Genomic DNA, 11,854 nt, shown 5'->3' on the forward strand with positions numbered 1-11,854 from the left:
TCTGCACAGCTATCTTCAAAGTACAAATTCTGCTGCAGCTTAGTGCCTCTGGCGCAAGCGCCCGCTTGTGCCTTTTAGACTGGTAAAGTATAAACCCACCCCTGGCCCCTCCGAGGAGGGGAATTATACCTCACCCCAGCCCTCTCCTTTTCTCGAGGGCCCCTACCCCAAAACAGGAGAGGGAGTTCTGCTGTACCTGGTCCAACCACCCCTACCCCTCCTTAGCCAAGGAGGGGAGCTCTGTTCAAGCTTCGTCAGCCGTGGCTATCGAAATGATACCCAGTCCTCGGGCTGGAGAGCACCAAAGTATGAAATGAAACAATGCAGGTTGTAAAGCCGTGGATGAACGGTAGCTAACAAGTATAGCTAAGTTCCAGTTGCGGGAAGCAGGGGCTCAGAGAAGTATAGACCGGCAAGTGTAGAAGTGTAGAAGTATAAAAGGACACGGGTTGCAAGCCCGCGCCAGCGGGAGCAGAAGCAGCGGTTCATCGAGGGCACAAGCGGACGCTTGCGCCAGGGAAGCGACATACCAGAAAAGCGATCTAGAAGTATAAAGTACAGCTGAGGGCAAGTATAAAATCACCCTAAATCCCCCAAACCGGCACCCTTCTGTAATCATTTCTGTTGTAATGGCGTTATAAGGACCAAAGCCACCTGCTGGCATCGCGAAAAACTGTATTTTAGCTACATGAAGATATTCGGGGATAGCATTAAAACCAAGGTGGTGGTGGGCTTTACGCTGGCACTGAGCATCGTGGCGGCAGCCATCTACCTCACCTACTCCAGCTTTACCAAACTGCTCGATTCCGTGGAAATGCTCTCGCAGCCAAATCATAAACTGGTGGAGCTTCAGCAAACCCTCTCGACTATTGCCACCGCCGAGAGTGCCATCCGCGCCTATACCCTTACCACCAACGAGGAGCATTTTAGAGCTTACCTGGGCCACCTCGACACCATCCAAAGCCGGATAGACTCCCTGGAGCACCTGATGCAGGACAGCCCCCGGGAACTCGCGCAGGTAGACTCCATCTCCGTGCTGCTGCAGGAAAAGCACAAGAGCCTGGACCTGTACGTGGCCCTGAAAAAGCAGCAGAAAGAGCATACCTACTCCGGCAAGGCCATGCGCCAGATCGCCTCCACGGCCAGGCAGAAGCCGCTCTCTACCACTATCCACAAGAGCACCACGACCACCATCTCTGACCGCCTGAACCTGAACGGCACCGACGAGGAGGTAGAGGTGGAGCTCCCACAGGTAGAGGAGAAGGAGGACAAAAGAGGGTTTTTCGGCAAGCTGTTCACCAAAAAGGAAAAGCCCGTAACCGAGCTTCCGCCGCCTCCCAAGGTCATTATGCCCCAACTGCAGGTAAAGCAGGAGGTGGAGATAGATACCAGCATAGCCGATGTACCGGTTGCCTCCCTCAACCAGGTGCGCCGCATTCTGCATAACGTGCAGCGCGAAGCCGACGAGCAGGCCCGCAAGCTTCAGGCCAAGGAATTGGCCCTGCTGCAGCAGGACAAGCAGGTGATGGACCAGATTCGGACCATGATGCACGAGCTGGAGCGCCACGAGCATGAAAAGGCCGAGCTTAACTCTGCCAAGGCACGCCAGGTGGCCCAGGAGACATCCACTATCATGCTCGCCATAGGCTTGCTTGGCCTGGGTAGTGGCATTGGGTTTATCCTCATCATCCTCCGCGACCTTACACGCAGCAACAACTATAAATCAAGGTTGATAAAGGCCCAGAAGGAAGCCGTGAAGCTTGCCCGCGCCAAAGAGGCCTTTGTGGCTAACATGAGCCACGAGATGCGCACGCCGCTGAACGTGGTGCTGGGCTTTACGCAACAGTTGCGCCATACCCCGCTGCAACCGGAGCAGGCAGAGCACCTGCAGGCCATAGACGGGGCCGGTCAACACCTGCTCCACATCGTGAACGACGTACTGGACCTTTCTAAAATGGAAGCGGGCAAGCTGCAGATAAATCATACGCCGTTCAGCCTGCGCCAGCTCCTCACGCAGGTAGAGCAGGCCTTTGCCTTGAAGGCATCCAGCAAAGATATACAGCTTAGCCTCAGCGTTGACGCAACCATACCTGACAACTTGTGTGCCGATGCGCTGCGCCTGAAGCAGGTGCTGTTTAACCTGGTGGATAACGCCATTAAGTTTACCCACCAGGGGCAGGTGCATGTAGATGTGCGCCTGCGCAGCCGCCGCCGTAGCCGCGTAGCCTTAAGTATAGCTGTGGCTGATACCGGCATAGGTATACCGCAGGAGCGCCTGCAGCACGTGTTCGGGGAGTTTAACCAGGCCGATGATTCCATCCTTCGCAAGTATGGCGGCACCGGGCTGGGGCTCTCTATCAGTAAAAAGCTGGTGGATATGCAAGGCGGAACACTTACCGTAAACAGTGCAGCCAACGAGGGCACCACCTTTACCATCGTGCTGCCGATGCAGGTATCGCAGGAAGAATTGCCTGCTTCTCCGGCTGAGGCTGCGCCTTTACCTGTTTCATTCAGAGGGCTTAAGGCCCTGGTGGTGGATGATGATGCCTACAGCCGCACCCTTTGTAACCTGATCCTGAGCCGTTGGGGCATGCAGGTGCACCTGGCCAACGATGGGCAGGAGGCACTGGATCTGGTGCAGCAGCATTCGTTCGATATCGTCTTGACCGATATTCAGTTGCCGGGCATGAGCGGTAAAACCGTAGCCCGCAACATCCGCAAGCTCGATAAGCAGGTGCCGATCATCGCTCTCACGGCCAATATTCTGAGCAACGACGCCGGTTTCTTTAAGAACTCCGCTATTACAGGCCACGTGCTAAAGCCGTTTACAGAACAGGAACTGCATCAGAAAATAGCCCAGGCCCTGCCTGCCGACCCTATCGCTCCGGAAGCCGTGCCTGCGGCGAGAGGCACTGTCACAGAGACCGCAGCAACACCTGAAGCAAAAGAGTTGTATGACTTGAGTGAGATGCGCCTGTTCACAGGAGATGATCACCAGGCATTGGCCGCCGTGCTGGAGGTGCTGGTAAAGGACCAGGAGCAGAACCTGGAGCAATTGCGGCAAGCTGCCGATACCCAGGATTGGGAAGCGGCAGGCAACATGGCACACAAGATGCTGACTGCCTTTAAACATATGAAAGCCCACACGGTAACACCACACTTGATGCAACTGGAGCAGGCGCTGCACACCGGACATCAGGAGGGTACGGTGCTGAAGCAAGCCGTGGAGGCAGTACAGCCACAGGTACAGCAGGTGTTACGGGCCCTGCAGCGAGAGCTTCAAAGTATAAACGAGATGGCCGAGGCCGGCTAAGCGACTGATTAGATCTCGATGTTATAAAGTTTGAGTTTGTTGTACAGTGTCTTGCGGTCTATGTTTAGCAGGCGCGCTGCTTTGGACTTGTTATACTTCACGCGCTCCAGCATGGTCATGATCATCTCGCGCTCGTTGCGCTCATTTATACTTTTAAGATCCGTCTCCATCGGGTCAGGTGCCGAGGCATAGCTTACCGCAGCCTGCTGTGCCGGTGCAGGCGTATAGGACACGATCTCCTGCGGGAGTTCCTGCAGCGTAACATACTCAGCCTTAGCAAGCAGCACAGCCCGTTTCACCACGTTCTTGAGCTCGCGCAGGTTACCCGGCCAGTTATACTTTAGCAGCGCCTCTTCGGCGGCGGCATCAAAACCCTCCACCTCCTTCTCCAGCTCGCGGTTTGCCTGCTGTAGAAAATGGTCTGCAAACAGCACCACATCGCCATCGCGCTCGCGCAGTGCCGGTATGTTTATCTTAAACTCGTTCAGGCGGTGGTATAAATCCTCCCTGAACTGACCGTTCGACACGGCCTGCACCAGGTCCTCATTGGTGGCGGCCAGCACGCGCACGTCCACATCCTGGTCGGTAGTGCTGCCCAACTTGCGCACTTTGCGCTCCTGCAGGGCACGCAGCAGTTTTACCTGCACCTCGTAAGGCAGGTTCCCAATCTCATCCAGGAACAAGGTGCCGCCCTCGGCAGCCTCAAACTGGCCTTCTTTATCTTTCTGGGCACCCGTAAAGGCACCTCTCACATAACCAAACAGCTCACTGCCCGCCAGTTCTTTCGACAGGGCGCCGCAGTCTATGGCTATAAAGGGCTTGTTATGGCGCTTGCTTTGCTGGTGTATCATGCGGGCCACATACTCCTTGCCCGTGCCGCTCTCGCCTTCTATTATCACGGAAAGGTTGGTGGGGGCCACCAGCGAGATAAACTCCTCTATCTGCTCGGCCTGCGCGCTCTGGCCACGCACAAACTGCAGGCTGCCTGCCTGGGCAATAGCGGTTGTCCCTTGCTTTGGCTCTGCTTTCTTGGCCAAAGCGTTTTTGATGACCAACAGTGTCTCGTCGGGGTTGATGGGCTTGGTGATGTATTCGAAGGCGCCCATCTTGATCGCTCTCACCGCCGTGCGGATATCAGCATAGGTTGTCATCAGGATAACGGGCACCTCCTGCGTCAGCACGCGTATCTGCGAGAGCAGCTCCAGGCCGTCTTTATCCGGCAGCCGGAAGTCCGTCAGGATCAGGTCGAAACTCTGCCCCTTGAGCTGGCGAAGCCCGTCGTTTGCGGTGTAGGCCGTGGCTACCTCATACTCTTGGCGCTGCAGGAAGCCCCTCAGCATCAGGCAGAAAGCTGGATCGTCATCAATCAGAAGTATTTTTGGCATAGTTGGAATCTCCGTATTACTACCCGCCGGGTGATGCAGGAAGCTACTTAGTAACGATTTCTACCTGCTTTATGTTCTACCCGTCCGATAAACCGCCAATATAACTCCTTTTTCGCTAGACATAAAACAGGACAGCCCCCGTCTTACAACGGGGGCTGTCCTGTAGATTATATATAAAGCGTTGGTAGTATACTAGCTTTCTATTTTCTTGCCAGTCTCGTCGAAACGAACCACTACCGGCTGCTCTTCGCCGTTAATAAACTGCACCTCATAGGTAGCTGGGGCTCCTTCCTCGGCACCTTGCACTTTGTACGTCTCGCCCAGTGTCAGACCCTGGTACTCCTCGCCTGTCGTAATGGCCTGCTTCACGGCATCCGGCAGTTCATCAGGGGCAACTTTCTGCTTCCCTTGCTGGGCCTGCTCCTGCTGGGCAGGCTGCTGGGCATTTTCAGTGGCTACTTCCTGCGCCTGGGCTGTAAAGCCAACCAGCGCGAAGGCGAATGCTAATACGCTTATCTTTTTCATAATTATAGATTTCTAGGGTTAATGATGGTAAGGGTTACTCTTTAACTTCTCCTGCCGCCTCAGCTGCCGCTGCCTGTGCTACCGGCTTGCCAGTCTCGTCGAAACGGGCTACGGCTTTCTTCTGCTCAGCGTTGGTGAAGAAGACCTCGTAAGTGGCTTTAGCTTCAGCACCGGCTGCAGCGTCTGGAGCTACTTTGTATACTTCGCTTACCTGCCAGTCTTTCAGGGCGTCGTTCTGCAGCGCCTGCTTTACGCCCTCAGGCAGCTCCTCTTCTGTGATCTGCTGCTTGTTGGCATCCTGCTGCCCCTGCTGCACCTGCTCTGACTGTGGTGACTGCTGCGTAGAAGGGTTAGTTTGAGTTTGTGCTGTTGCTTCAGTTGATATAAATCCGAATGCCGCGAAGGCAAACGCTAGTACAGTTACTTTTTTCATGGTGTTAGTTCAGTTTATAAATATGTTCTGTTCTGCCATTCCCTTATGAGATAACTGTGCCAGAAACCAAAAACACACGCAACTCACTGATTACCAGTACATGGTCATGGTTTAAAATTTTATTAGCCATTTTGTTGTTTTGCTGATATTTTCTACAGTTTGTAGAGAAGCGCCCGCAGGCTGTATCGTAACAGGGGCAGTGGCGGGGTAGCCTAACCTGCCGCGTATGGTTAAAGTATAAACCAGGAGGCCGCCGCCAGAGGCTGTGCCACTCATTAGCCCGAAAATGACTAAATTAGCCCCATGAGCGAACCACGAAAGAAACTTTTCCTGCTAGATGCCCTGGCATTGATCTACCGCGCGCACTTTGCCTTCAGCAAGAACCCGCGCATCAACTCCAAAGGCATGAACACCGGCGCCGCCCTTGGCTTTACCAACACCCTGGTAGAGGTACTGCAGAAGGAGCAGCCCACCCACATCGGCGTAGCCTTCGACTCGGCCGCCAAGACTTTCCGCCACGACAACTTCGCCGACTATAAGGCAAACCGGCAGGCCCAGCCCGAGGATATCTCCATTGCCATCCCTTACTGTAAGAAGATAGTGGAGGCTTTTAATATCCCGGTGCTCATCATGGATGGCTACGAGGCCGACGACATCATCGGCACGCTGGCGCAGAAGGCCGAGAAAGCGGGTTTCGATGTGTACATGATGACGCCCGACAAGGACTACTGCCAGCTGGTAACCGAGCACATCTTCCTGTACAAGCCCGCCTTCATGGGCAATGCCATCGAAGTATGGGACGTGCAAAAGGTGCTGGAGAAATGGGAGATTGAGCGCGTGGAGCAGGTAATTGATATACTTGGTTTGCAGGGCGATGCCGTGGACAATATCCCGGGCATACCCGGTATCGGCGAGAAAACAGCAAAATCGCTGATCCAACGCTTCGGCTCCGTGGAGAACCTGCTCGCCAACACCGACCAGCTGAAGGGCAAGCAGAAAGAGAACGTGGAGAAGTTTGCTGACCAGGGCATGATGTCGAAGGAGCTGGCGACCATACATTGCGATGTGCCGGTTCCGTTTAGTGAGGAGGGCCTGCATTTCGACGGCCCGAACGAGGAGCGCGTGGCGGAGCTGTTTGCCGAGCTGGAGTTCCGGCAGCTGACGCAGCGCGTACTGGGCAAGAGCCTGGGCGAGACAGCTGTTGCCGCGCCCGCCGCTAAGGGAAGCAGAAAAGGCAAGGCCGCGGCCGCTAACCAAACGTCGCTTTTCGGTGCTCCTGCCGCTGCTGCAGAAGCTGCTGAAGTGGCCGAAGACGCCATTCCGGCCACGATGCAAAGTATAAAAACCACGCTGCACGACTACCACCTCATCAATACCCCCCAGCTGCGCCAAAGCCTGGTGCAGTACCTTTTAAAGCAGGAGGAAATCTCCTGGGACACCGAGACCACCGGCATAGACCCGATCACGGCCAAGCTGGTGGGCATGTCATTCTGCTACCGCCCCGGTGAGGCCTATTACGTGCCGGTGCCGCCTCACAATCTGGAGGAGGCCCAACGTATTCTAGATGAGCTCCGGCCGGTGCTGGAGAACCCGAACATCGCTAAGGTTGGCCAGAACATCAAGTACGATATCCTGGTGCTGAAGAAGTATAAAATAGAGGTGCAGGGGCCGATCTTTGACACCATGCTGGCGCACTACCTGTTGGAGCCCGAGATGCGCCACAACATGGACGTGCTGGCCGAAACCTACCTTAACTACAGCCCGGTACCCATCACCGACCTGATCGGCCCGAAAGGCAAGAACCAGAAAACCATGGCCGACCTGGAGCCGGAGGAGGTAAAAGACTATGCCTGCGAGGATGCCGACGTAACGCTGCGCCTGAAGTTATACTTTGAACCGCTACTGCAGGAACAGGGCCTGATGAAGCTGTTCCGCGATGTGGAGAACCCGCTGGTGCAAGTGCTGGCCGACGTGGAAAACGAGGGCATGCGAATTGATTCCGAGGCCCTGGCTGATTTCTCCACGCAGCTCGAGAGCGAGATCATCAACATAGAGAAGCGCATTTTCGAGATTGCCGGCACCCAGTTTAACATCGGGTCGCCAAAACAGTTGGGCGAGATCCTGTTTGACAGGCTGGAGCTGCACGGCAAATCCAAGATCAAGAAAACCAAAACCGGGCAACATGCCACCGGCGAGGAGATCCTGTCGAAACTGGCGGGCGAGCATGAGATTGTCCGGCTTATTCTGGACCACCGCCAGCTCACGAAGCTGAAATCCACGTACATTGATGCGCTGCCGCAGCTGGTGTGCGAGCTAGATGGCCGTGTGCATACTTCCTTTAACCAGGCGGTGACGGCCACAGGCCGCCTCAGCTCCACGAACCCGAACCTGCAGAACATCCCGATCCGCACAGAGCGCGGGCGCGAGATCCGAAAGGCCTTTGTAGCCCGTGACAGCAAGCACCAGATCATTTCCGCCGACTACTCGCAGATTGAGCTGCGCATTATGGCTGATTTCAGCGGCGACCCCACCATGAAGGAAGCCTTCAAGAATGGGCTGGACATTCACGCCTCCACGGCCAGCAAGGTGTTTCATGTGCCCCTGGAGCAGGTGGACAGCGAGATGCGCCGCAAGGCCAAGACGGTAAACTTCGGCATCATCTACGGCATTTCGGCCTTTGGCCTGGCAGAGCGCCTGGGCATTGCGCGCCGCGAGGCCGCCGATATCATTGAAGCATACTTCCACGAGTTCCCGGCCGTGAAGGAGTACATGGATACCACCATTGAGAAAGCCCGTGAGCTGGAGTACGCCGAAACGTTGCTGGGCCGCCGCCGCTACCTCCGCGACATTAACTCGCGCAACCAAACCATCCGTGCCTTTGCCGAGCGCAACGCCATCAACGCGCCTATCCAAGGTACCGCCGCTGATATCATCAAGATCGCCATGATCAACATACACGATTACCTGCGCCAGGAGAAGCTGCAGACGCGCATGATCCTGCAGGTACATGACGAATTGTTGTTCGACGCCCCGAAAGAGGAAATCGAGATCGTGACGCCAAAAATTGTGGAGCTGATGACCAATGCCCTCCCGCTCAGCGTGCCCATGGAAGTTGGCCTGGGTGTAGGCGACAACTGGCTGGAAGCGCATTAAGGAGCTGGAGCTGCAGGATTGTTGGATGGGCAGGATGTTCCGCAGTGTATAGAGACTGTACTAATTGCCCTGCTCATACCTCGCTTCTGAACATACTAATCCTGTAAATCTTGATTCAGACTAACAAAAAAAGCACCTCCTTTGGGAGGTGCTTTTTTTGTTGATTATACATTCCTTGGTTAAGGGAGCAGCACTGTGCGGTACTCTGTAATGTCTACGGCAGGTACGTTTGCATTATACTTGGCGTTGATCGCACTAATAAACTCGTTGGCCACTATCGCCGCTCCGCGTGGCGTAAAGTGTATACCATCTAGGCTGAATACATTACCTGTAACCATGGTAGGTGCATATGTTACTTCATCAATTTTGATCCCGCTTGCCAGCCTGTTCAGGTAAGCATTAAAATCTACATGGGCCAGGCTATACGTATTGGCGGCATCCTTTAGAATCGTATTATAGGCCTGCGTCGCGTCTGCGATCTTCTTAAGCTCAGCCTCTGATAAAACATATTGATCCTCAATCGGGATGAGCGAGCCCAGGCCCTCGCATATCTGAGCCGCAGGCACTGTCATAAGTATAAGCTCCGTCGGCTTGATTTGCCTTACAACACCGTCCTCTTTGATAACAAAAGGATTTTTGCCGGCTTTGAAGGATATCTCCGTGGCAGGGTCCATTTGCTTGTAATAGCCGGATAATTGAGCTGCTTTCTCGGCATCCAAATCCAAGGCGTTATAGGGTACAGTGGTAAAATACGGTATCTTACTCACATCCGGAATGTTGGCTATCGCTCCCTGGGCATCTTTTGCCAATTGCGTCAGAATCATATTTATAGCTCCTCCGAACATGGCTGGAGCAGTAGGCTCTTCTCCCGTTCCTCCTGATAAGGCATAGCCCAGCACATCGTTGTTTCCAATCCAAAGGGTGAAGAAAGTCGGATCCTGCGCCATAGCATCAGCAAGCACACTTGTATTGGGCGACGTAGCGAACCTTACAAAGAAAGGGTTCGCTGTGGCGGGTTGAGTTGCCAATCCGGAAGGATTCCCATAACCTGGAGCTAGCAGGTGCATCGCCTTCGCACCCGGCACCCCTAAGTTATTGTAAGGCCCTTGGTTGGCAGGCCGTGCAAAAACAGACATATCCCCATAACCTGGTACCTTTGGCGATAAAGACACCTCTCCTGCGCAGTTAGTAGATGGCGCTAGCACTAATGCCTGCGGTACACCATTAGCACCAGGTGTACCGGCACTCACCCCCTCTGCCATCAGCGGCTGGGTAAAAGTGCTGCTGCCACCAACAGCCTGGAACTGCTGCGCCAGAATAACCGGGTAAGAATTTACCTGCCCTTCACTGTAAAGAGCGCCATCCTGGAAACCTGCTGTTAGCGAGTTACCTAAGGCGACATATGTCGCAAAATCAGCTTCCCCTTTCGACGGCGCTGTGCCATCAACCTCAGGGTCGCAGCTTGTAAGCAGCACACTGGCAAAAAGCGCCAGCGCACCGGTTTTATAAAATGAATTTTTCATGTTCTTCAGAAGAAATTAGAATGAGAAGTTGAGACCAAGGCCAGGGATGTAAGCGATTGACTTGAAAGTGCCGCCAATACCATTGGACTTGTTAGCAAGGTCAGTTCTCTCTTTCTTGTTGATGTACAGGAAAGAGGCATCAAGGCTGATATTGTCGGAAATGGTGTAACCCAGGCCAACGGAGAGGCCGCGCGAGTCGGCATCCGGCGTCTCAGGGGTCAGGTAGCCGTCCTGAACCGGCGTTTTATCGAGGTAAGCACCGCCACGAAGGGCAAGGGCATCAGTTACCATATATTCAGCGCCTATACGGTAGATAAAGGCATCTTCGTAGTTACGCTCGTTTACGGAGGAGGTATTGCCTGCAACAGGCTTGGTAAAGTCGAACTGCAGGCGCTCATAGGCGCTCCAGGCCACATGGCTTAAGTCTGCGGCCAATGTCAGTTTTTCGGTTGGCGTAAAGCCTACACCAAAGCTAAGAGTGGCAGGCATTGGCAGGGAAGCAGAGAACTGCGTGCCTGGCTGAAAGTTACCCGAGGCGGCCGCAGGTATGTTGGAAAAGGTCACGTCGCCATTCTCCAGTTCCATCTTTACTTCGGAACGGTAGTTCAGGCCCAGCGACAGTTTTTCTGAAGGCTTGAAGAAGATACCAGCATTGAAGCCAACAGCAGTGTTCGCGTCGCCGTCCAGCTCAATCTGTCCTTCCTGGCCGTCCTGGCCCTGCACCGGAAGCGTTTTCTGCAGGTTTACGCTACCAAACGCCAACACCAGGCCGGCACCCACGCCTAATTTGTCCGTAATCTGGTAGCTCAGGGTAGGCTGCACAAAAATAGCCTGCAGCGAGAGCTCATTCAGGCCGAAGCGGCCCGGCCACTCATCGCCCCACCTTACCGTGCTACCAAATGGTGTATACACCCCAATACCTGCCTTCAGCTTGTCATTTATGCCATACACGGCATACACCTGAAAAGGCGTTTTCACAGGGTTATCTACCTCTGCCTCCGCATTTCCCGGCTCCAGTGCCCGGTACGCAATTTTAGAAACCAGTGCACTTGCACCGATTGTAACGCCGTTTTCACGCAGATGGCTCATAGCACCCGGGTTAAAGAAGATACTGGATGTGCCGGTTACCAAGCCTGTTCCTGTATGACCCATACCTATCTGCCGCTGGCTGGCCAGGTTTACCTGATAGCCGCCGGCCATGGCCGACGCTGACAGAAGCGTGCCACCTAGTAAGGCTAAAATTCTGCTTTTCATAAGGTTTAATTAGTTATTGTAGGGAGATAATTGCTCTAAACAAATATATGTTTATTCCATCGGCTCACAATGTTTTTTCAAATATTTTTAAGAATGAGTCGAAAAACAGGTATAAAGGGAGCATTTCCTGTACTCACAGCTCATCAGGGCATTTTTTATCACATTCAATGTATCAGTTCATACCTGCCCTTGTCATTGTTGAAGGGCCTCCGCGCCTCAGCAAAGTATAAACTGGCAATACGGGCGGCAAATAAGGGCTACAGCGGTA

The 11,854-nt window shown here is 54.1% G+C and carries 7 protein-coding genes; 2 read left to right on the forward strand and 5 right to left on the reverse strand.

Going from position 1 to position 11,854, the window contains the following annotated elements; all coding sequences use genetic code 11:
- Positions 1-688 precede the first annotated feature (688 nt).
- The gene (locus OH144_RS17000) at positions 689-3,313 is read left to right on the forward strand and encodes an ATP-binding protein (protein WP_266203470.1); all 2,625 of its coding nucleotides are present in this window, start codon (positions 689-691) and stop codon (positions 3,311-3,313) included.
- A gap of 8 nt (positions 3,314-3,321) precedes the next feature.
- Here the strand turns inward: OH144_RS17000 and OH144_RS17005 are convergent, their stop codons facing one another.
- From OH144_RS17005 to OH144_RS17015, 3 genes are all read right to left on the reverse strand, one after another.
- Complete coding sequence (locus OH144_RS17005) at positions 3,322-4,698, reverse strand: sigma-54-dependent transcriptional regulator (RefSeq protein WP_266203471.1); 1,377 nt, start codon at positions 4,696-4,698, stop codon at positions 3,322-3,324.
- Positions 4,699-4,890: 192 nt separating this feature from the next.
- Complete coding sequence (locus tag OH144_RS17010) at positions 4,891-5,223, reverse strand: hypothetical protein (protein WP_266203472.1); 333 nt, start codon at positions 5,221-5,223, stop codon at positions 4,891-4,893.
- Positions 5,224-5,257: 34 nt separating this feature from the next.
- On the reverse strand, positions 5,258-5,656 hold the full coding sequence (locus OH144_RS17015; RefSeq protein ID WP_266203473.1) for a hypothetical protein: 399 nt from the start codon (positions 5,654-5,656) through the stop codon (positions 5,258-5,260).
- Between the two features lie 303 nt (positions 5,657-5,959).
- On the opposite strand from OH144_RS17015, the gene polA reads away from it, so the two are divergent.
- Positions 5,960-8,809, forward strand: a complete 2,850-nt coding sequence (polA, locus tag OH144_RS17020; protein ID WP_266203474.1) for a DNA polymerase I — start codon at positions 5,960-5,962, stop codon at positions 8,807-8,809.
- A gap of 179 nt (positions 8,810-8,988) precedes the next feature.
- Here the strand turns inward: polA and OH144_RS17025 are convergent, their stop codons facing one another.
- Both OH144_RS17025 and OH144_RS17030 read right to left on the reverse strand, forming a co-directional pair.
- Complete coding sequence (locus tag OH144_RS17025; protein WP_266203475.1) at positions 8,989-10,332, reverse strand: SGNH/GDSL hydrolase family protein; 1,344 nt, start codon at positions 10,330-10,332, stop codon at positions 8,989-8,991.
- Between the two features lie 15 nt (positions 10,333-10,347).
- Positions 10,348-11,586 carry an OmpP1/FadL family transporter gene (locus tag OH144_RS17030; RefSeq protein ID WP_266203476.1) on the reverse strand — a complete coding sequence of 413 codons (1,239 nt, stop codon included), beginning with the start codon at positions 11,584-11,586 and terminating at the stop codon, positions 10,348-10,350.
- Positions 11,587-11,854: the final 268 nt, after the last annotated feature.

Origin of the sequence: Pontibacter kalidii (assembly GCF_026278245.1) — a bacterium.
In the GTDB taxonomy this organism is placed as follows: Bacteria; Bacteroidota; Bacteroidia; order Cytophagales; family Hymenobacteraceae; genus Pontibacter; species Pontibacter kalidii.

What these genes read in the sequence shown, in the direction of transcription:
- OH144_RS17000 (WP_266203470.1), top strand. Translation starts at nt 689, where the DNA reads ATGAAGATATTCGGGGATAGCATTAAAACCAAGGTGGTGGTGGGCTTT.
- OH144_RS17005 (WP_266203471.1), bottom strand. Translation starts at nt 4,698, where the DNA reads ATGCCAAAAATACTTCTGATTGATGACGATCCAGCTTTCTGCCTGATG.
- OH144_RS17015 (WP_266203473.1), bottom strand. Translation starts at nt 5,656, where the DNA reads ATGAAAAAAGTAACTGTACTAGCGTTTGCCTTCGCGGCATTCGGATTT.
- OH144_RS17025 (WP_266203475.1), bottom strand. Translation starts at nt 10,332, where the DNA reads ATGAAAAATTCATTTTATAAAACCGGTGCGCTGGCGCTTTTTGCCAGT.
- polA (WP_266203474.1), top strand. Translation starts at nt 5,960, where the DNA reads ATGAGCGAACCACGAAAGAAACTTTTCCTGCTAGATGCCCTGGCATTG.
- OH144_RS17030 (WP_266203476.1), bottom strand. Translation starts at nt 11,586, where the DNA reads ATGAAAAGCAGAATTTTAGCCTTACTAGGTGGCACGCTTCTGTCAGCG.
- OH144_RS17010 (WP_266203472.1), bottom strand. Translation starts at nt 5,223, where the DNA reads ATGAAAAAGATAAGCGTATTAGCATTCGCCTTCGCGCTGGTTGGCTTT.